This window comes from Paenibacillus yonginensis (assembly GCF_001685395.1).
In the GTDB taxonomy this organism is placed as follows: Bacteria; Bacillota; Bacilli; order Paenibacillales; family Paenibacillaceae; genus Fontibacillus; species Fontibacillus yonginensis.
On the sequence record NZ_CP014167.1, the window covers coordinates 1,961,879 to 1,980,548 of the forward strand.

Genomic DNA, 18,670 nt, shown 5'->3' on the forward strand with positions numbered 1-18,670 from the left:
GCTCTGCTCGTTTGCCGGTCTGCCTCTTACTCCAAAACATATCTCCATCATTTTACTGCCTGAAGTCCGCTGCTGCAAAAAAATCTCCGGTGTATAACCATTCCTCAAACGAATGCCGATTAAAACTTGTAAGTCCCGGTCCAGCCAACACGAATATTTGCACCTGCCTGAAAGCCACAATAAAATGATAAACCTGGAGCAGATCGGGTTAAATCTACACTACACGCATTTCTATATACATAAGATAAAGGATGATAAAAATGGACTTAACCCTGTTAGCTTCAGCGATTGCACCCGTTAATTTAAGAAGCTGCCTCATCCAAAGGCAGGGAGAGCTGATATTCGAGCATTACAGAAGACCTCAGACCGTCCGGGAAATCGCCAAAATCAATTCCTGCACCAAAAGTGTTCTCTCGGCGCTGCTCTGCATTGCGATGGATCAAGGCCTGCTGCCCGAGCTGTCCACGCCGGCTTCGGCTTTCTTCCCCGTGCTTGCTGCCGCAGACGATCCGCGCAAACGGCTGATTACTTTAGAGCATCTGCTCACCATGACAGCCGGCTTCAGCTGGACCGAATTCGGCGGCAGAAACTCCTTTCCGCACATGACCCGTACTCCCGACTGGATCGCTTATGTGCTTGAGCAGCCCATGTCCGATGAACCGGGGACAAGGATGGAATATAATTCGGGCGTCTCGCAAATGCTGTCGCATATTCTGCTACAGACAACAGGAATGCCGGCTGCCGCCTTTGCCGAAAAATATTTGTTTGGACCGCTGGGAATCACCCAATATGAATGGGAAACCGATCCCCAGGGTGTTCATACCGGCGGATTTGGCTTGAAGCTTCGTCCGGCCGACTTAATGAGATTCGGACAGCTGTATCTGGATAAGGGAAACTGGCAGGGGAAACAGCTCATTTCCAGCCGACTTGCGGAAAGGTCTGTGCAGCCGGCCATCGCTGTCAAGGATCCTTGGCGCGGTTATTATTGCTGGCATTGGTGGGCTGATTCCTTTACCGTTTCAGCTCCATCCGATTCACCTGATTCGTTCGACTACTTCTATGCCCGCGGATTCGGCGGACAGTTTGTTCATGTCATCCCCAAGCTGGATATGGTCGTAGTGCTCACGCACGACAACCGGAAGAACACCAAATATCCCGATGTGTTCCGGGAATTTATCGCACCGCTGCTGGCCGTGGAGCCGGTTATCAAGAAATAGCCAGACTAACACAGCCCATCGGCCAAGCCGATAGGCTGTTAGCGTTTAGCAAGATCATGATCTTTACAGTATCTTTAGGAAAGATCGACAACAAACTCGTCTTTGCCAGGATATTGACCCGGAGAGAAATAATTAAACCGATCCAGATAAGGAGAGTAGGTTCGTACAAACAGCTTCTGGTGTTTGAGGTCAAACTGCAGCAGCCTCATAAAGCCCTCCCCCCCTTTGCTTGCATCCTGATAATCCGCCAGGATCTGATAAACCTTGCGGTCCTTATGACCATCCCGGTTGTCATCCAGCTCATCCACTTTCAACCGGGCGCTGTGATAGTGGCCGCAGAGCACGGCAAACACATTTCGGTTTGGAATTACCACCCGCTTGTAGATCTGCTCGGCAATAGGCGAACGTTCACCATCAGCCAGCAAATATTCGTGAAACGCCAGGATCGCCTTACGATCCTTATATTTCGCTAGAACTTTGTTCATCCAGTCCAGCTCGCGTGCACCAATTCCCCAGCCCATATAAACCACTATAAAAGGGGTATTACCTTCCGTAATCAGATCATAGTGGCCATGGTTGTTCTCATAAGACCGGCCATAGACCGGGCTTTTCTTGAAACGGCTCGCTCCAAACCATTTGCGGTAATGGACATCGTTTTTGCCGGAATCGCTCACATCATGATTGCCTGCCAGCACGCCGTAAGGTATTTGTGCCTGTTCAAGCCCCTGCATGGCTATATCCGCTTTCTCCCACTGCGTACTTTCGGCCCAGCGATTGACAATATCCCCCGTATGGATGACATATTTGATCTTCTGATCCTCCTGATGCAGAACAATCCAGTTGACCATTGCGTTATAAATTTCCGGATAACTTTCGGAATAATACTGCGTATCCGACATCCACACGAATGAGAAGTCAAACGGCTGCTCAGCCTGAGCTTTGACCTGTTGACCCGAAAGCTGGAAACCGGAGACCAGAACGAAACAAGCGGCAGCGGCCAGAAGGATCTTTTTGATACGTACGGCTTTCACTTTGCAAAGTCCCCTTCCATGATTTAAGCAGGATCTGTTCCCTGTGTTTAATTTCCCATATTTGTCCGAAATTAACCCTCTTTCTTGTCCTGCATATCCAGGTAAAGTTTGGGTTATCCTAGTTAAACCTTTAGAAAACGAATTTGAAGGATGAAAGAAGGATGAAGAGAAAACATGGCTTGGGTGCTTATCGGAATCACTTTTGTAGTCATCTGGCCGGCCGTTTTTAGAATGAAAAAAAATTTACCTTGGGATGTGTTGTATACGAATGTCCTGTTTGGTTTATTTGTTCAAAATCTGGCCGACAGCTTCGCCAGCTTTCGGTATCGGGCCTGGGGTTTCTTTGAAGTCCCGCAAGTAGAATACAGATCTTTGGTTGTAATCCTCGGCGTTTACCCGGCCTTTGCCATACTGATCGTGAATCTGTTCCCTTTTAAAAGCAGATGGATGACGCGGATTGCCTATCTGATAGGCTGGTCTATCTTCTCAACCCTGTACGAGTGGCTTGCCGTTCGAACCGGCATTATTTGGCATATCCACTGGGATTTATACTGTTCTTTCATTCTGTATCCGTTCATTTATTACATGCTGATTCTTCAGATTCGTCTGCATTTATGGCTGAAACGCCTGCCTGACCCTACAAGAGAAAGAGGCTTGTAATTATGCTTTATGTTCTATTGGCCATCGTCATCCTGTCGCTTATTGTTGGATATAAAATGAATATGCTAGACCGCAAACAGGCTATGATCACCTGGATGTACGGGGTTGTGGTCAACGAACTGTTTCTTGTCGTCTCTAATCACAGTGTGGTCAAAAGAGCCTATAACTGGGATACCTTATGGCCTTATTTGGTTTATTTCAACCTGATGAATCCATTGCTTATGCTTCTGGCTGTCCAAGTAATGAACAAACAGACCGGTGTTCACCGGAAAGTGGGGGTGGCTTTGCTTTCGAGCCTTGTTCTGACAGCCGGTCTCTACCTGCTGTACCCAATCCGTTTGCTTCATGCCGAGAGCGTCCAGCCTCTGGTAACGGTTGTGCTTTGGATGTTTGCACTCATCAGCATGTTCGGACTGGTTCACTATTTAAATCATTCCTCCAGGAGATGATTGTTTATGTTAATTCCGCCCGTCCATTTCGATGCCAATGAATGGCTTGTCCTAACTACCATGGTGGCGCTGCCAATTCTTATGTATATAACGCCCAAAAGATTCTCTGCCGTTACTGCAATAGCTGTTATGTTATATAATATTGCTTTCAGTCTGGCGACAGACTGCCTGGCAGGCTCCTGCTTCCCTTGGGATCTGTACGACACGATGGATACCGATCAATATGATCTGTTTGACCTTTTTATTTATATCGTTCAATATCCGATTTACGGATATTTTTTTGCCTGGTTCTTAAGCTTCTGGAGAAACAATACAGGTTTGGTTATTTTGTATGTGCTCATCTGGAGCTTGTGGACCACCTTTCTGGAGTGGGTGGCTGTTCAATTTCATGTTTACAATTATAATCCGGGCTGGTCTATTACCCATTCCGCTTTTTTCTACGTCATTTATTTCCTGCTGGAGGCCAAATTCGTGCAGTGGATGTTTAGCCAAGACGAACAACTTGGCACCGTTCAGCGCCCTCTGTGAGAGTTTGGAGGTTGCCACAATCATCAAAAAAAAGCAGTTCCCCCAACTTCTTGGAGAAACTGCTGTAGAATTACGGTTAAGCTGCGGCTGCATACGGATTTGATTCAGAGCGGGCAGGGCTGTTGCTTCCAGCTTCTTAACTGTTTACCCATTTCTTAAGCTGCTCTTTGGACTGAAGACCCGTCACCTGGTGAACCGGAACCCCATCTTTGATGCGGACAATTGTAGGGATGCTCATAATGCCGAATTTCCCGGCCGAAACCGGATTTTCATCCACATTGACTTTGACGACTTGCACGGAATCGCCCATCTCGGCATCGAACTCATCCAGGATAGGCGACATCGCTTTACATGGTCCACACCAAGGAGCCCAGAAATCCACCAGCACCGTACCTTTCTGATTAGTGACCTCCGCTTCAAACGTTTGATCTGTTACATGTTTAATCATGTTCATTACCTCCTGAATTTGTTGGTTTAAGCTGACGCAAAACCCGTTTATTTATATTTCCACCAATTATATTGGTCAAAATATTTTATCCTAAAAAAATTTAATGTTGCCCTAAATGCAGAACAGGCGCTGGACAACATTAATTTTTTTAATTCGTGCTGCTGTAATGGTTCACCTGCTCGGACAGCTTCTTGATTGTTTCATTGAGCTGCTGAAGCTGGTTCATATCCATCGCGCTTGCCGAGAGAAAAGACTCCGGAATACACATGGCATCCTGCTTTAACGCTTCGCCTTTATCCGTCAGCTTAATCATGACAACACGCTCATCCTGCTTCAAACGTTCCCGTTTGATCAGCTCATTGGCTTCCATGCGTTTGAGCAAGGGTGTTAATGTACCGGTATCCAAATCCAGAGATTCGCCAAGTTCCTTTACGGAAGATTCGCCTTGTTCCCACAACACCATCAGAACCAGATACTGCGGGTAAGTAATGCCAAGCTTCTCCATCAAAGGCCGATACATTCGCGAAATGGCCCGGGAGCATGAATATAACGAGAAACACAAATGATCTTTAAGTTTAACTTCCTGCAACCTTATCCCCTCCTCGCGTGTATCTGCTTTGTTTTGTTTTAAATTCGGTCAATTCCATCGTGCACAATGTAAATATAGCGTATTGTGATTATATTGTCAACAACTTATTAGGCAAATCGGTAATGGGAAAAGCCTTATATAGTATGTACGCCGCCTGTGGGGCTTATGCCTTGCTGCCTTCCTAACTAAACAAACGGGGATCATGCATAGGATTTGGCCTTTAGGAAGATAATGGGGTATAAACAGCCTGCAGGAGGCCTTTATGACTTATTTAAAGGACAAGTTGGAACAGCGATTTAAGAATGACCAGGATTTTACGTGCATAACTACCTTTTATCTCGGTCCAATTCCGGTAACCCTGGTCGGGTATTCCACGCTGATTCATTTCCCGGACACGCTTAAGCTGCTTGCTTTGCAGGCCCAGCATTTAACCGAAAAAGATGAAGAAACACTCTGCTTCCTGGCCAGTTTGGGAACCGTTATAGAGAGCAAGAATGCCGAGCAGCAAGCTGCTAAAGCAATTGTCACTGGCTCGTTGATCCTCTTGCATGAACCATCCGGAATGTGTGTCGATATCCGATCCGTGATCCCCCAAACGTTGACCCGCTCTATCGAAACACCTTCAACAGAAAATGTGCTCCGCGGAACTATAAGCTCTTTTAATGAAAATATAGATACCAATATTGGAATGATCCGCAAACAGCTGATCGACGAACGACTGCAGATCAAATCCTTCCGCTGCGGCCAGCAAAAGTCGACCAGACTTGAAGTTCTGTATGTGAAGGATAAGGTGAGCAGCGATCTTCTTAACCGGTTGTTAAAGCAAATTGAAGCCAATCAGGATACGGATACGCCAAATATCCGGCAGTTAGGGCTGATGCTGGGCTTTCGCAAATGGGAGTTCACAGCCAAATTCCATTCAACGGAGCTTCCGCAAAGTACGGCTGCCGCCCTTAAAAACGGGAAAGTGGTCATCCTGCTTGATCGTTTTCCATTCGCGCTTATTCTTCCCAGCCTCTTATCCGACATGTACGTGATGGAAGACGATAATAATTTTCAGTATCCGTTTATATTGTTCTTGCGCATGATTCGTATTACCGGCATTTTAATTACGCTTTTGATTCCTGGTCTTTATGTAGCACTTGTTTCGGTTAACCCGGAGGTCCTCCGGATCGAACTGGCTCTATCCATAGCCAAAAGCCGGGTAGATGTACCCTACCCCGCCCTCATCGAAACGCTGCTGCTGCTCATTATACTTGAGCTTATCCTGGAAGCAAGCGTACGCCTCCCTAAAAGCATCGGCCCCACCCTCACCATGGTTGGCGGGATCATTTTAGGTGAAGCTATCGTATCGGCCAAACTTGTGAGCAACCTTCTGATTATTATTCTGGCAGCTACAACTATTGCCTGTTCTACGGTTGCCGGCTATCAGAATTCCCTCACATTACGGCTTATGAAATATGCGGTTCTGTTCCTATGTTCCTTTTTTGGCATTATGGGCCTTGTTGCCGGGCTGGTGGTCATCAGTACTTATGTAGCCAAAACCGAAACATTCGGAATTCCTTATTTTCAATTAAAACCTCCAAAGGATGAGAACAGTGGATAAAGGATTGCCCCTAGTAGTGATGTACATTTTGACACATTTGGCGTTAATCTTTTTCATGTACCCTACCTATATAGTCAGTTCAACTTCTACCGGACACTGGCTGCCAGTCCTCTGCGGCTATCTGATCCATATTCTTGTCCTGACAGCCTATCTGACGGGACTGGGCTATTTCAAAAATCAGGATATTGTAGAGATCCTCATGTCCAATAAAATAGCAGCTATTTTCCTTCTGCTTCCTGTAACCTTCTACTTGATCCTTCTTGCCATTGTCACGACACGAGCCATCTCGGAAATTATTACGATTGTTTATTTGTCGAGAACTCCGATGTGGGTAATTATGTGCCTATTTTTAGTTATAGCAGGATTTATGGCGAATTCGGGGCTTAAATCTTTATTTCGGATTGGGATATTGCTCGGTATCCTTTTTGCACCGATTATTTTTATAGTATTGATCAGCTCTTTTCAAAACATCGACTGGCGGTATCTCTTTCCTTTAGTCAATAAAGAGATGTGGTCTTTCTCTTTCCTTGGCAACAAATCGTTCCATAATGGAGGATTCGCTTTTACCGGGGCTTTTGTATTCTTCGGATTCATTCCCAAACAAATTGCATTAAAGCGCAAGCAAATCTTATTATCTAGTTTAATTCTGCTTCCTGTTTTTCTGGCGGCTGTTTACGTACCGATTCTGACCTTCGGGGAAGCCACAGCTACCCAGTTCCAATTTCCCTATATAACGAGTTTGGATACGGTAGAGAGCAACTGGATGATGTTTGACCGAATCACGATTTTTTTCCTCCAGAGCTTGATCGCTTTCGTCATGCTGTATATCGGATTGGTGCTGTGGGAAGCCATAACGATTCTTCATCGGACAGTTATTAAAGTGAAACAGAATTATATATTGACAGCCCTGATCCTCTTCGTATTCGTGGTTTGTCTTCAAATTACGGATTGGGCCGATGTAGAGAAACTGTTCTATTGGAATACTCTCTTACGAACCTATATCATCATTGTCCTTCCGGCTGCACTCCTGTTGCTGGGAATATACCGGAAGAGAAAGTTTGGCCAGCAGAAAGGATGATGCCCATGCCGATCCTTCAACCAATAGTCCTTTGGAGAACTGCAATCATATTGGCTATTCTGCTCCTGCTCCCAGGCTGCTGGGACAATAAAGATATTAATCACCGTTCCCTGCCGATCATTATGGGCGTTTCCATGGAAAACAACCGGTATAACGTTTATCTGGATATCCCCACTATAGCGGCAGAAGAAGGGGGGATGAAAGTAGTAAAAGGTACCGGCAGTACCATCAGTGAAACTATTGATGACCTTAGCGCTGATATCGAAAGCCAGGTGGACCTGCTTCATTTAAAAATCATTGTTGTGGATAAAAAATATGCGCAAAAGGGACTTAAGGACAGCATCTATACCTTTATGCGTTCCAGGGACATTTCGGCCAAAACGATCTTGATTGTCTCTGATGAAGATTTGGACACCTTCTTCAAGAATGTGAACGATTTTTCTCAAGATGAGGAGACAACCCTGTATAACTATTTCCAGAAAAACGCCGGCTGGAACCCGCAAATTACGGATACGCGTGTATGGCAGGTCTTCAGAAGCATTAATTCCTACACCCATGACGTAGTTGCTCCGTTGGTCAGAACAGGAGGCACAACCCCTGTCGACATTTTAGGCTCAGCGGTTCTCAAAAACGGAAAAATGGTTGATGAAATCAGTACGGAAGAAACCCTGCTGATCAACGCTTTTAACGGAATAAGCGCCCAAGGGAAAATTGAGGTGATGAACAAAGCGACCGTCCAAATTACAAGCAGCTCGATATCCCATAAGGCCTCTCTACGAAACGGGGTGCCTTCTCTCAGCTCGAAATTCAAACTGAGGGTAACTGTTCTGGACACGAAAGGAGATCCCTCTGTCACAGAAATCAAAAATGAGGTTCAAACTCTCCTTTGCAAACGAGTCGAGAAGTTTTTTGCCAAAGTCCAAAAGGACCGGGCCGACGTATTGGGATTGGGCCAGCTGTTTCGCACCAAATTATCGAGATCTGAGCTGGCCCATTGGAGAGAAGACTATTATCCGCGGATGCAGCTCAACTTTTCCGTTCACACGGATATTCAGAATCTGGGCAATTTGCGTACTACCGAATAAACCCCAAGCTGCAGCAAGATCCTTGACACTCCATATCTATAACTTATAGTGCAGAATGAATTGCAGCCCTGAACGGCCGGTGTTCCGATGTCCCAAGTCTTCAAAGCCGCACCGGCTGTACAGCTGCCTTCCGGCAGCGTTCTTCTCGTTAACCGCCAGCACAATCTCCTCTTGATCCGGAAAAAACTGCTTAACCAGCTCCGGAAGCTTTCGCATGGCCTGCTTGGCATATCCTTGCCCCTGATGTTTATGATTCACACTTAAGGCCCGCAGCAGCACTGCCTTGGGGTTGCTTAACCGTTCCGCCAGCTCCGAATGAAGATGAAGCACAAAGAAACCTACGGCTTCTCCTTCATTCACAATGACTACCGGATAACGGTTCTCATCACGAAGCGCTAGTTCCAACACTTCCCGCGGCATGGCCGTAAAGGCCTGCTGCTCCTGCGGAAGTTCAAATTTCATCAAATCCTCGAAAAAGTCTTGCCGGTACCCTTGTAATTCAATCATTCTCCCACCTACTGACCTTAAGAATTTAAGCGGAACGCTGTTGTCTGAGTCAACCGCATCACATAGAAATCCAGCTCTGTGGATTCTATTCTGCTCTTGAAACGCACACCTCTGACGAAACCGGCTCGTTCATATACGGTGATGGCCCGTTCATTAAAAGCTGCGACAACCAGCCGAATGCCTGTGGCGCCCAGCTGGGTACGCACGAATTGGATACAGGCGGTTACAAAGTCCACGCCGATTCCTTTGCCCGTCAGCTCCGGTTTCAAGCTCAGACCCAAGTCCAGAAAGCCCGGCTCGTCGTAAATGCCCAGCGGATACCCGCCAGGCACTTTCGCCGTCTCTCCGGTACACATAAACCCGACAAGCTCTTCATCTTCACTTTCGTTTTGAACGCCGTTTTGAGCTCTGATTTCGGCATTCCCTCTGGCCGTAGCGGCCCAGAAAGCCCCACTCATCAGCTCGGCGATATTCTCTTCGCTGCCGTCCCAGCTATATAATGCATAGGGAGGCTCGTAAGTCCATGTGGAAATTTGGCGTGCGTAAGGTTCATCCATAGGCTGAAACCGAAAATTTGTTGTCACCAAAAGCCCCCTTTCTCTCCCCTTTACTTAGAGTTTGAAAATAACTTTTTTGAACTTTGGTCCGTCTATAGATAGGAAGAAGGGAGTGAAACTTTTGAAACCCAAAACATATATCTCAGCTCTCCTGCTCGCTTTAGTTATTGCCGTGTGGGCTGGCGGGTACTGGAACCACACGGGGCTGTCCCGTTCAAACGGCGGAGAACCTACCGGGAATACGGCAGCTTCCACCTGGCTGTCGGCGGATAAACCACCTCTTCCCGAGGTTCAGATCAATGGACAACAGCTGCCGATACGTAGAGAGTCTTACCGTTGGTGCCAGTCAATCTCCGGCTTGGCAGACCGATCCTGCGTTTCCGCGGACAGTGCAGCTTTGTTTGAAACCGCCGGACCTGGTGGATTAAAAACTGCTGTCGTACAGCCTAATTCGCCGATTCAAATACAAGCTCCGAAGCAAATCAAGAAACTGTCCATACAGCGGTTAGATTCTCATAGCGGACAGTTAGCCGAGGACAACGGCTACACCACTCCGGTCCAAGCCGGCACTTATTATTATCTCATCCACTGTGAATGGCTGGCGGATCAAGGGGAAGCCGATTTCAGCTTTGGCGTTGAGATTACGGACAGCAGCACCTGATAAACCTTCTCCTGCTCCATTGTCCGGAACACATAGGTTTGACTTCGAGAAGTCAAACTCACTTTGTTGGGGATAAGGAAAAAGGAATTCCGCTTCTTAACGCCCTGCAGCTCGCTGACCTGAAGGTCCAGTTCTTCCTTCATCAGGGCTCCTTTAAAGGTTCTAAACGTTACGGCTTCACCAGTAATAGTCAGCTGCCCGTTATAGGTTTCTTTACTGCTTTTCCAATAGCCAGCTTGTCCTTGATATAACACCGTCTCCGTCTGCCGTGATTCCAGCGGTTTCTCCATATCCGAACTTATTCCCCTTTCGCAAATCGTTCTTGAACTTCCTTATAAGCCTCATGCGTGCCAATATCATAAATCTCCCCGTCTGCGAAGAAAGCCCGGACCTCCTGCCGATGGACCAGCCATTCCGGGAATTGGGTAGGTGAATCCGAACTGTTACCCTCTTCCAGATAACGTTTGACCTGCTTCAAGGTTTCCTTCTTGTAAATGTATAAGGCGAACACGCCAATATTTGAGCGGGGTTCAGCCGGTTTCTCCACCAGCCCGGTCACTCTTCCCTCCGCGTCAAGCTCGGCTACACCAATTCTGCGCAGCTCCCGGAAATCATCCGTCTGCCTCACCAGAATGCAATCTTTGTCCACCGAGTGGAAATAATCCAAGTAATCGTGCAGATCAAAGGTAAAAATATTATCACCAGCCAGCACGAGCAGGTCATCCTGCAGGTTCTCGCATTCGATCACATACTGCATGTCTCCGACCGCGCCAAGTTTGTCTTCCAGCGACGAAGTTCCGTCATCTAGGATGCGGATCTCCTTGGCAGAACGCCGTCCTTCGAGCCAGGATTCGAACGCTCCTGCATATTTATGGTTGGTCACGATCAGAATCTGACTTACCTGCTCCAGCTTCTCCAGCTTGTCTAGTATAAAATCTATTACGCAGGATGTATCCGTAATCGGCAGCAGGCCTTTAGGTTTGTTAAGGGTCAACGGATATAAACGGGTTGCGTAACCTGCGGCTAAGATCAAGGCTTTCATAAGCTCCTCCTTCGGGAATGTTAAGAGGCTGAGATCAGCCGATTGAACCGGGTGCATAAAGCTTTAATATCGTCCAGCCGAGCCAAAGCCGTCACCCAAACCTCAGGGACCCGGTCCAAGCCGTAGATCAGACCAGCCAACCCGCCGGTAACTGCGCCGGTAGTATCCGTGTCCTCCCCCAGATTGACTGCTTTTAGTACCGCTTCTTCAAAACTGCCGGAAGTAAGCAAACACCATAAACTGGCTTCCAGCGTATGTACGACATAACCGGAAGATTGAATTTCTTCACGTTTTAGCTTGGAGATCTCGCCGTTTAAAATGCGGGAAAAAGGCTGTAAATCTTCGTTATGCAGATTCATCCCGCCGATGGTCTCTACGGCTTTGGATATACTATCCGGCAAAGGATCACCGTCAAGCAAATGAATGGCTATTTCAGTATACAACAAGCAGGCAATGATCGAGACCGGATGCCTATGCGTCACCGATGAGACTTGTGCAACCGACTCAATACGAGATTCAAGCTCCTTGTTCCGAAGGAAAAAAGCCAATGGCAAAATTCGCATCAAAGAGCCATTGCCATTGCTGAATTCCCCGGCCCCGCCGGCTAATTCGGGAGGGATTGCATCTTCGCGATAATTCTGGATCGCTTTTCGTGTAGCGATGCCAACATCAAAAACGACTCCATGAGGCGTCCAGTCCCCGTGCTCAAGCCAATTCCCGAACCTGTCAGCCAAATCATACAAATCTATTTTCTCCTGTATAATCAAGCTCTCCATCAGACAAAACATCAGCGAGCTGTCATCCGACCAAGTACCGGGTGGCTGATGATGGGTTCCGTAACCGGTCATTTCCTTAACCGGATCAAGATCCAACGTTTCCCGCGGCTTAAATTCGGCCGGGACGCCTAAGGCGTCGCCTGCACAGAAACCGAGAACGGCCGATTCAATTCTGCTCCTCATGCTTACGCCTCCATCTCTTTCATTCTTCTATACCCTTTTCGACATAAAAAAAGCAATGCCTGCCTTTTTCCAAAACCGAGCATCCGGCAATGCTGTCTAAAATTATTTATATAGAGACTCCCTATAAAAAAATTAAAACAGGAATCCCGAAAAAATCTTTCAGGACTCCTGTTTTTTCTTATAGGAAATGCTTCAAACCTCGCAGCATACGGACGCCTGCGTATCCAGCACGCTGCCGATGAACCTGGCCACGTCCAGGTGCGCGGGGTGAGCCAGGTATTTGTCCAAATCGGCCATGGACTCAAACTTCGTAATCAGAATCAGATCATAACCAGACGGACCGGGGCGCACATTGACTTCTGCCTGAATGTCGACCAGGACGTCGATTTTCCCTTTCATGCCCAGCAGAACGGACCGGGTATGTTCTATTTGCTCCGCGGAGCGGTCCTTAAGTTTAAGCAGCAAATGGTTGATGATCATTTCCTCGTAGCCTCGCTTTCTTTTACTTATTTAATCGTTAATTTCGCGATTTTCCCGCCTTGAACCTCAAAATGGAAGGTCAGCAGCAAGGGATTGGGAAGACCGGTTTTGTCATAATCACCATCGATCTTGCAGCTGACAGCTATGCTTGTTTATCTGCTCCTTTATTTCGGTCGATTAGACGGTCCGGATCGTTCCGCCGTCGATTGCGTATTCGCAGCCCGTAATGTAAGAAGATCTGCCGGAAGCCAGGAATGCCGCCAGCTCGGCGACTTCTTCCGGTCTGGCCGGACGGCCCAAAGGAATGCCTCCCAGCGCATCCATCAATTGCTGGCGGGCGGTAGGGTAGTCGGTTCCGGCATTTTCGGCCATCCGTTCGATTAAACGTTCTGCCGCTTCCGTTTCCGTAAACCCGGGTGCCAGCGCGTTGATCCGGATCCCGTCAGGGCCAAATTGGGTCGCGAGATTTTTGCTGTAGTTCACCAGCGCCGCCTTGGCCGCCGAATACGGCATGGTCATATTGCCCGGCAGCCTGCGCTGAATTGACGAGATATGGACGATTACCCCGCCTTGCTGTTTGACCATATGAGGCAGAAAGCCGCGGTCCAGCCGAACCGAAGAAAATAAATTGGCGTTAAACGTGGCCAGCCAATCCTCGTCCGTCAAAGCCAACGCACCGGCGGTGCTTGTAGAAGATCCCCCGACATTGTTGATCAAAATATCGAGGCCGCCCGCTCCCTCCAGCGTCTCCCGAATAAGCTTGTCCGTTCCTGCCGGACTGCTGACATCTCCCTGAATGAAATGAACGCCTTCCGGCAGATCATCCGGATGCGAACGCGCCGTAGCTATAACCTCCGCCCCTGCCGCATGCAGCCGCTGGACAATCGCTTTGCCGATGCCCTTGGTCCCGCCGGTGACAAGCGCACGTTGGCCTGCAAATTCTTGGCTCATATCCGTTAGAAAGTAACTGTTATCCATAGGTTTACTGAACGCCTCCTTGAAGTTGGGTTACATGGTCAGTTTAGCGAACAAAACCTGACAACAGGATGTCCAGTTCTCTTAAAACAGTCCTAAAAATATTTTTCAGCCATCTTCTTGATGCGGACAATCAGCTCTGACCGGATACATTCCGGCTCGGCTACCTCCACCAGCGGCCCGAATGAAAGCAGATAATCATAAAGCCATTCGCCTGCAGGCATGTTGGTTGTGACCAGAAAGGAACCGTTTTCGAATCTGGAAACCTCTTCTTCCGAAAAATCATCCAACACCCGATAAGCCGCTGCGGCATCGAATTTTAAACGCAGAGTAACCTTGTGTTCCACCGTCTCCATCTTGTCAGGCATTGGAGGCCTTTCTCCGTCCTGTTCACCGGCAAGCCGGACGTCCGACATCCGGGTAATTTTGAAGGTTCTGATGGCCATATGCTCCAGACAATATCCCTGGAAATACCATGCCCTGTTCTTAAATAGCAGCTTCACCGGCGCAGCGCTTCGGTCCCTTTTTTCCCCCGAGGCGCTATAGTAAGTAAAAGAAATAACCTTCCTGCCCAAAATGGCCTTCTTCAGCAGGCCGAAAATCTCTGTCTGCTTCCGCTCGTTCCCCCAGGAAGAGAAGTCTACTTCAATCCAGCTGGCATTATTTTTCATAAACAGGCTGCTCAGCTTGGCCAACACGTCGTCATAGCCGGGATGCTGAGCAGCCGACAAGCTTTGCAGGGCAAACAGAATTTTATCCTGCTCCGTGTCCGAAAGCAGGGATTTGTTCAGAATAAACCGGTCGGAAAGGGAGATCCCTCCGCCTTTGCCTTGACTCGTATAGATGGGGATTCCCGCCTGGCTTAACGCCTCCACATCCCGGTAAATGGTCCGGACCGAAACCTCGAACCGTTCAGCAAGTTCATTGGCGGTTACGGTTCCTTTTTCAAGCAAAATATAGATGACCTGGAACAACCGGCTGATCTGCATCTTTCTCACCTCTACGGTTCAGTATACCCCTTGAAACTTGACAATAAGATGTCAGGTTAACATCAAAAAAGCCCCTCCCGCAATCCGGAAGGAGCAAACGGCTTCATGCATTCAATCCGTTCTCCTAAGCAAAAAAAGGGCGCCGGCACGGCGCCTAAACCGCCTTGTTCGCTTCATATTCCATCAGCCAGCAGTCCCTGTATTCCCCTTCGTGCCATTCGTGTTTGGGCAGAAGCTGCTTTTTCACAAATCCGCATTTCTCGTAGACCCTTATCGCCCTTGCATTCCAGGCTTGCGGATCCATTACGATCCTTGACGCTTTACGCTCTTCCGCCAGATAGGCAACCATCGCATCGACCAATTCTGTGCCCAGTCCCCGGTTCCAGCAATCCGGTTCCCCGATAAACTGATCCATGCCATAGATGACTTCCTGAAAATCCGCATATCCATAGAGCTTGCGCTCCGCTTCCTCGATTTCATAGACCTGCATGTAGCCGATGTCCCGCCCGTAATGCCGGATGATGCAGGCTGTGATCCCTTCCCTGTCTTTATAAAAATGCTCCTTCACCAATTCCACATCATGCGGCCGGTCCCGGCCTTCATAATATTCCAGTACCGCCGGATCACTCAGCCACCTGCTGAGAAGAAGAGCGTCTTGTTCCTCAAGGCTTCTGAATACGAGATTTTTTGAGCGGGCGATCATCACAGTCCTCATCTCCTTATTTGGTTTAAGATATACATATGCGGCTGATTATTCAGAAATTAAATGCAAAACCATCCATAAAAAGGTTAATCCCAGCGCTCGTCCAGTTTGTCCGCATAAAAAAGTATGGCTTTCTTGTAAGCCTGAATGCCCGGATCGGCGCTGGTTTCGGCGAGCAGCTTCAGCAGCAGCTCCATTCCCTCGCTGTAGGCTTTGAGATTGTATTTCACCATCGCCTGGAAGACTTGAAACTCCTTGTTCTCCGGGTATTCCAGGATCGCTTGGGCAAAAAGCCGCTCGGCCTCATTATATAAACCCAACGTCCGGTAAGTGCTGCCGAGTCCGAGCAGCGCCCCTTCCCTTTCTTCCCCGCCTAAACCCAGCTCTAAAGCTTTCTCGTAAAATGGCACCGCCTCTTTCTCCAGCCCCATCACATCATGGGTCCAGGCGCATTGGTACCACACCGAGGCATTTAAAGGCTCCTGCCGCAGCAGCTGCTCCAGCAGCGTTCTGGCCTCCGCTGGGTTGCCGGACTGCCGGAGCCCGATCGCCTTCTCCAGTTTCTCATTGATAGTCATAGCTGCATTCACCCTCTAATCTTGCATTCACTCTCTAAAAGCATGTTTCTTCATCGTGTTCATCTTCATCTTTATACTTTATAGTTTCTAGCTAAAAAGGTTAAAATCCTTTATTCTCGCCTACTTCAGGACAATTGACGGCCCAAGCTCAATGAAAAACGGCCTGCGCCCTTTAGGGAACGCAGACCGTTACACGATACAAATATTGAAATTATCGCACTACATTGAATTCGGCGGAAAGCGTATCGGTTAGACTGCCTCCTACCCTGACTTCAACCCGGCACGGTTCAGCCGCAAATGTCATTTGCCGGTTCCATACGGCCAGCTCTTCGAACCCAAGCTCCAGCTGGACAAGCTGCTCTTCGCCGGGAAGCAAGCTGATCTTGCGGAATCCCTTCAGCTCCGCATACCGGCGGGTGATGCCCGATTCGCTCGCCTGAATGTACAGCTGAACGGTTTCCGCTCCGCTGACAGAGCCGGTGTTTTTCACTTTGACGCTGACCTTGACTGTCCCGCCCTCCGCCAGCTCAGCCGAAGTCATGGCCGTTTGTGAAAGGGACAGGTTGCTGTAGGCAAAACTTGTATAGCTGAGTCCGTATCCGAACGGATACAGCGGCGCCGAGGGCTGATCCACATAGTTGCGGATCCGGTGGGCCGCTTTCTGGTTGTAGTAAACCGGCAGCTGCGCGGCGGAGTGCGGCAGCGAAGCCGGCAGTTTGCCGCTCGGATTCACCTGGCCGAACAGGATTTCCCCGATAGCGAGCCCGCCTTCCATGCCGGGATACCAGGCACAAAGCAGGGCGTCCGCAAGCGGATCCAGGTCGGTCAGCTCCAGCGGGCGGCCTTGGATCAGGACCGCAACGACCGGCGTTCCGGTCGCAGCCACCGCTTCCGCGAGCTGCTGCTGAAGGCCGCCCGGACGCAGGTCGGCCAGGTCAACGCCTTCGCCGCAGTCCATTTCGGACGGACTGCCTTCGGAAATGACGGCTTCCCCGTTGCCGTCAAAGTCGCCGCCGAACTGGCGGGCGCTGCTGCCGCCCAGCACCAGCACGGCGACGTCCGCTCCCGCGGCGAGCTCCACCGCCGCAGCCAGGCCGGCATCCGACGTATCGCGGATGCCGCAGCCCATCGCGTGCTCGACCACCACGCCGGCGGGTGCTGCCTGGCGGATGCCCTCGAGCACGGTGTAGCCCCGTCCCTTGCGCTGCACGCTCGTATAATCGCCAAGCTGATTATACAGCCGGTCCGCGTTGGGACCGATAACGGCGATGCGCCTCTGCTTATTCGCCTTCAAAGGCAGGATGGATTCCTCGTTCTTCAGCAGGACGACCGATTCCCGGGCCACCTGCAGGTTGAGCCCGCGCATATCGTCGCTGCCGACCACGGAAGCCGGACGCTGCTCGTCGGCATAAGGGCTGTCGAACAGGCCCAGCCGGAACTTGAGTGTCAGCACGCGGGCGGCCGCCCGGTCTATGTACGCCTCGGAGACCAGCCCTTGATTGACCGCTTCCTCCAGCGTCGTAAAAGACTTGTCCCAGAGGCTCAGATCCACGCCCGCCGACAAAGCCAGCGCTCCAGCCCCTTCGTGGCTGCCGGATAAGGCCAGCAGGCGGTCAACCGCCTGACCGTCCGCCATGACAATGCCGTCAAATCCCCATTCTTCCCGCAAAATGCCGGTCAGCAGCTTGTCGTTCGCATGGCAAGGCACGCCGTCAATTTCGTTATAAGCGGCCATAAAGCCGGCCGCTCCGGCTGCGGCGCCCGCTTTGGCCGCCGGCAGATGGATTTCGCGCAGCTCGCGTTCGCCGATTTCCGCCGGTCCGGCGTTTCGGCCGCCCTGACCCGCTCCCTGCGCACACAGATGCTTTAACACGACCGCAATCCGGTCCGTTCCCGCCAGTTCCTCCGCGGGTCCGCCCTGCATGCCGCGCACGGCCGCCGCCGCAAAGGCGGCGGCCAAATAAGGGTCCTCGCTGTAGCATTCCTCGGAACGCCCCCAGCGCGGATCGTGGAGAATATCCAGCGCGGACACAAGCCCGATGTGCGCGCCGCGGCTGCGAATCTCGGCCGCCACGCCGCCATACGCCCGCTCGAGCAGCTCCGGGTTCCAGGTCGAGCCCGCGCCCAGATTCACCGGCAGCATCGTGCCGTCCAGAGCCTGATGGCCATGAGGACATTCTTCGGTCAGCAGCACAGGAATACCCAGGCGCGAATGCTCGATCACGTAGCGCTGGATTTGATTGGCCGCCGCCGCGCTGTTCTCCGCGGTAATGCCGTTTGAATAATCCACTCCGGACCAAGGGTCGCTGCGGAACAGGCCATATAAAGCGCCCATGCCGCCATATGCGGCTACTTCCTGTTTAAAATCCTCCGTGATCCGGAATTCCCCGTCCTCCATCTTATAAGCATCCCAGCCGTACATCCGCTGATTTAGCTGCCCGACCTTTTCCTTTAACGTCATCCGGGGCAGCAGATCCTGTACCCGCTCCGGGACCGGAAGCCCCGCCTGCTTGTATTTCTCCACCTTC

General features: G+C 49.9%; 22 protein-coding genes. 8 read left to right on the forward strand and 14 right to left on the reverse strand.

The genetic code is table 11. From position 1 onward, the window contains the following. Window positions 1-260 precede the first annotated feature (260 nt). On the forward strand, window positions 261-1,217 hold the full coding sequence (locus tag AWM70_RS08985; protein ID WP_099093078.1) for a serine hydrolase domain-containing protein: 957 nt from the start codon (window positions 261-263) through the stop codon (window positions 1,215-1,217). 74 nt (window positions 1,218-1,291) lie between these two features. Here the strand turns inward: AWM70_RS08985 and AWM70_RS08990 are convergent, their stop codons facing one another. Next, complete coding sequence (locus tag AWM70_RS08990) at window positions 1,292-2,248, reverse strand: metallophosphoesterase (RefSeq protein ID WP_068695638.1); 957 nt, start codon at window positions 2,246-2,248, stop codon at window positions 1,292-1,294. Window positions 2,249-2,479: 231 nt separating this feature from the next. On the opposite strand from AWM70_RS08990, the gene AWM70_RS08995 reads away from it, so the two are divergent. Genes AWM70_RS08995 through AWM70_RS09005 form a run of 3 tightly spaced genes read left to right on the forward strand, consistent with a single transcriptional unit; the run spans window position 2,480 to window position 3,885 of the window. Continuing rightward, complete coding sequence (locus AWM70_RS08995) at window positions 2,480-2,908, forward strand: CBO0543 family protein (RefSeq protein ID WP_169823422.1); 429 nt, start codon at window positions 2,480-2,482, stop codon at window positions 2,906-2,908. 2 nt (window positions 2,909-2,910) lie between these two features. Next, entirely contained in the window at window positions 2,911-3,357 is a 447-nt protein-coding gene (locus tag AWM70_RS09000) for a hypothetical protein (RefSeq protein ID WP_068695643.1), read from the forward strand. 6 nt (window positions 3,358-3,363) lie between these two features. Beyond that, window positions 3,364-3,885, forward strand: coding sequence for a hypothetical protein (locus AWM70_RS09005; protein WP_068695645.1), 522 nt, complete (start codon window positions 3,364-3,366; stop codon window positions 3,883-3,885). Window positions 3,886-4,021: 136 nt separating this feature from the next. Here the strand turns inward: AWM70_RS09005 and trxA are convergent, their stop codons facing one another. Both trxA and AWM70_RS09015 read right to left on the reverse strand, forming a co-directional pair. Further along, entirely contained in the window at window positions 4,022-4,339 is a 318-nt protein-coding gene (gene trxA / locus AWM70_RS09010) for a thioredoxin (RefSeq protein ID WP_083180203.1), read from the reverse strand. Window positions 4,340-4,481: 142 nt separating this feature from the next. Continuing rightward, a complete protein-coding gene (locus AWM70_RS09015) occupies window positions 4,482-4,922 on the reverse strand; it encodes a MarR family winged helix-turn-helix transcriptional regulator (protein ID WP_237167869.1) in 441 nt (146 codons plus the stop codon). Between the two features lie 262 nt (window positions 4,923-5,184). Here AWM70_RS09015 and AWM70_RS09020 point away from each other — a divergent pair, with 262 nt between their 5' ends. Genes AWM70_RS09020 through AWM70_RS09030 form a run of 3 tightly spaced genes read left to right on the forward strand, consistent with a single transcriptional unit; the run spans window position 5,185 to window position 8,691 of the window. After that, the gene (locus AWM70_RS09020; protein WP_068695650.1) at window positions 5,185-6,528 is read left to right on the forward strand and encodes a spore germination protein; all 1,344 of its coding nucleotides are present in this window, start codon (window positions 5,185-5,187) and stop codon (window positions 6,526-6,528) included. Beyond that, a complete protein-coding gene (locus AWM70_RS09025) occupies window positions 6,521-7,606 on the forward strand; it encodes a GerAB/ArcD/ProY family transporter (RefSeq protein ID WP_169823423.1) in 1,086 nt (361 codons plus the stop codon). The genes AWM70_RS09020 and AWM70_RS09025 overlap by 8 nt, the downstream gene beginning before the upstream one ends. Before the next feature lie 50 nt (window positions 7,607-7,656). Then, the gene (locus AWM70_RS09030; RefSeq protein ID WP_237167870.1) at window positions 7,657-8,691 is read left to right on the forward strand and encodes a Ger(x)C family spore germination protein; all 1,035 of its coding nucleotides are present in this window, start codon (window positions 7,657-7,659) and stop codon (window positions 8,689-8,691) included. Between the two features lie 36 nt (window positions 8,692-8,727). Here the strand turns inward: AWM70_RS09030 and AWM70_RS09035 are convergent, their stop codons facing one another. Then, the gene (locus AWM70_RS09035) at window positions 8,728-9,198 is read right to left on the reverse strand and encodes a GNAT family N-acetyltransferase (RefSeq protein ID WP_068695656.1); all 471 of its coding nucleotides are present in this window, start codon (window positions 9,196-9,198) and stop codon (window positions 8,728-8,730) included. 17 nt (window positions 9,199-9,215) lie between these two features. Continuing rightward, window positions 9,216-9,782: a GNAT family N-acetyltransferase gene (locus AWM70_RS09040; RefSeq protein ID WP_237167871.1), complete on the reverse strand. Its 567-nt coding sequence runs from the start codon at window positions 9,780-9,782 to the stop codon at window positions 9,216-9,218. A 94-nt stretch (window positions 9,783-9,876) separates the two neighbouring features. Here AWM70_RS09040 and AWM70_RS23245 point away from each other — a divergent pair, with 94 nt between their 5' ends. Further along, entirely contained in the window at window positions 9,877-10,416 is a 540-nt protein-coding gene (locus tag AWM70_RS23245) for a hypothetical protein (RefSeq protein ID WP_151208739.1), read from the forward strand. Here AWM70_RS23245 and AWM70_RS09045 read toward each other — a convergent pair. The 9 genes from AWM70_RS09045 to AWM70_RS09085 form a co-directional block, all read right to left on the reverse strand. Further along, a complete protein-coding gene (locus AWM70_RS09045; RefSeq protein ID WP_068695659.1) occupies window positions 10,362-10,706 on the reverse strand; it encodes a PH domain-containing protein in 345 nt (114 codons plus the stop codon). The two genes, AWM70_RS23245 and AWM70_RS09045, sit on opposite strands and share 55 nt — an antisense overlap. Window positions 10,707-10,714: 8 nt before the next feature. Further along, window positions 10,715-11,458 (reverse strand): nucleotidyltransferase family protein, encoded by a 744-nt coding sequence (locus tag AWM70_RS09050; RefSeq protein ID WP_068695661.1) that lies wholly within the window; start codon window positions 11,456-11,458, stop codon window positions 10,715-10,717. A 20-nt stretch (window positions 11,459-11,478) separates the two neighbouring features. Continuing rightward, window positions 11,479-12,417, reverse strand: coding sequence for an ADP-ribosylglycohydrolase family protein (locus AWM70_RS09055; RefSeq protein WP_068695663.1), 939 nt, complete (start codon window positions 12,415-12,417; stop codon window positions 11,479-11,481). A 192-nt stretch (window positions 12,418-12,609) separates the two neighbouring features. Further along, a complete protein-coding gene (locus tag AWM70_RS09060) occupies window positions 12,610-12,897 on the reverse strand; it encodes a Dabb family protein (protein ID WP_068695665.1) in 288 nt (95 codons plus the stop codon). A gap of 177 nt (window positions 12,898-13,074) precedes the next feature. Then, the gene (locus AWM70_RS09065; RefSeq protein WP_068695667.1) at window positions 13,075-13,875 is read right to left on the reverse strand and encodes an SDR family oxidoreductase; all 801 of its coding nucleotides are present in this window, start codon (window positions 13,873-13,875) and stop codon (window positions 13,075-13,077) included. 92 nt (window positions 13,876-13,967) lie between these two features. Continuing rightward, the gene (locus AWM70_RS09070; protein ID WP_068695669.1) at window positions 13,968-14,861 is read right to left on the reverse strand and encodes a helix-turn-helix transcriptional regulator; all 894 of its coding nucleotides are present in this window, start codon (window positions 14,859-14,861) and stop codon (window positions 13,968-13,970) included. Window positions 14,862-15,015: 154 nt separating this feature from the next. After that, complete coding sequence (locus AWM70_RS09075; RefSeq protein ID WP_068695671.1) at window positions 15,016-15,564, reverse strand: GNAT family N-acetyltransferase; 549 nt, start codon at window positions 15,562-15,564, stop codon at window positions 15,016-15,018. 86 nt (window positions 15,565-15,650) lie between these two features. After that, a complete protein-coding gene (locus tag AWM70_RS09080; protein ID WP_068695673.1) occupies window positions 15,651-16,142 on the reverse strand; it encodes a tetratricopeptide repeat protein in 492 nt (163 codons plus the stop codon). 211 nt (window positions 16,143-16,353) lie between these two features. Further along, on the reverse strand, window positions 16,354-18,666 hold the full coding sequence (locus AWM70_RS09085; RefSeq protein ID WP_068695674.1) for a glycoside hydrolase family 3 N-terminal domain-containing protein: 2,313 nt from the start codon (window positions 18,664-18,666) through the stop codon (window positions 16,354-16,356). Between the last annotated feature and the right edge of the window lie 4 nt (window positions 18,667-18,670).

Bases quoted from the DNA above. Each gene is read 5' to 3' on its own strand.
- AWM70_RS08985 (WP_099093078.1), top strand. From the start codon at position 261: ATGGACTTAACCCTGTTAGCTTCAGCGATTGCACCCGTTAATTTAAGA.
- AWM70_RS08995 (WP_169823422.1), top strand. From the start codon at position 2,480: ATGAAAAAAAATTTACCTTGGGATGTGTTGTATACGAATGTCCTGTTT.
- AWM70_RS09000 (WP_068695643.1), top strand. From the start codon at position 2,911: ATGCTTTATGTTCTATTGGCCATCGTCATCCTGTCGCTTATTGTTGGA.
- AWM70_RS09005 (WP_068695645.1), top strand. From the start codon at position 3,364: ATGTTAATTCCGCCCGTCCATTTCGATGCCAATGAATGGCTTGTCCTA.
- trxA (WP_083180203.1), bottom strand. From the start codon at position 4,339: ATGAACATGATTAAACATGTAACAGATCAAACGTTTGAAGCGGAGGTC.
- AWM70_RS09020 (WP_068695650.1), top strand. From the start codon at position 5,185: ATGACTTATTTAAAGGACAAGTTGGAACAGCGATTTAAGAATGACCAG.
- AWM70_RS09035 (WP_068695656.1), bottom strand. From the start codon at position 9,198: ATGATTGAATTACAAGGGTACCGGCAAGACTTTTTCGAGGATTTGATG.
- AWM70_RS09045 (WP_068695659.1), bottom strand. From the start codon at position 10,706: ATGGAGAAACCGCTGGAATCACGGCAGACGGAGACGGTGTTATATCAA.
- AWM70_RS09050 (WP_068695661.1), bottom strand. From the start codon at position 11,458: ATGAAAGCCTTGATCTTAGCCGCAGGTTACGCAACCCGTTTATATCCG.
- AWM70_RS09055 (WP_068695663.1), bottom strand. From the start codon at position 12,417: ATGAGGAGCAGAATTGAATCGGCCGTTCTCGGTTTCTGTGCAGGCGAC.
- AWM70_RS09060 (WP_068695665.1), bottom strand. From the start codon at position 12,897: ATGATCATCAACCATTTGCTGCTTAAACTTAAGGACCGCTCCGCGGAG.
- AWM70_RS09065 (WP_068695667.1), bottom strand. From the start codon at position 13,875: ATGGATAACAGTTACTTTCTAACGGATATGAGCCAAGAATTTGCAGGC.
- AWM70_RS09070 (WP_068695669.1), bottom strand. From the start codon at position 14,861: ATGCAGATCAGCCGGTTGTTCCAGGTCATCTATATTTTGCTTGAAAAA.
- AWM70_RS09075 (WP_068695671.1), bottom strand. From the start codon at position 15,564: ATGATCGCCCGCTCAAAAAATCTCGTATTCAGAAGCCTTGAGGAACAA.
- AWM70_RS09080 (WP_068695673.1), bottom strand. From the start codon at position 16,142: ATGACTATCAATGAGAAACTGGAGAAGGCGATCGGGCTCCGGCAGTCC.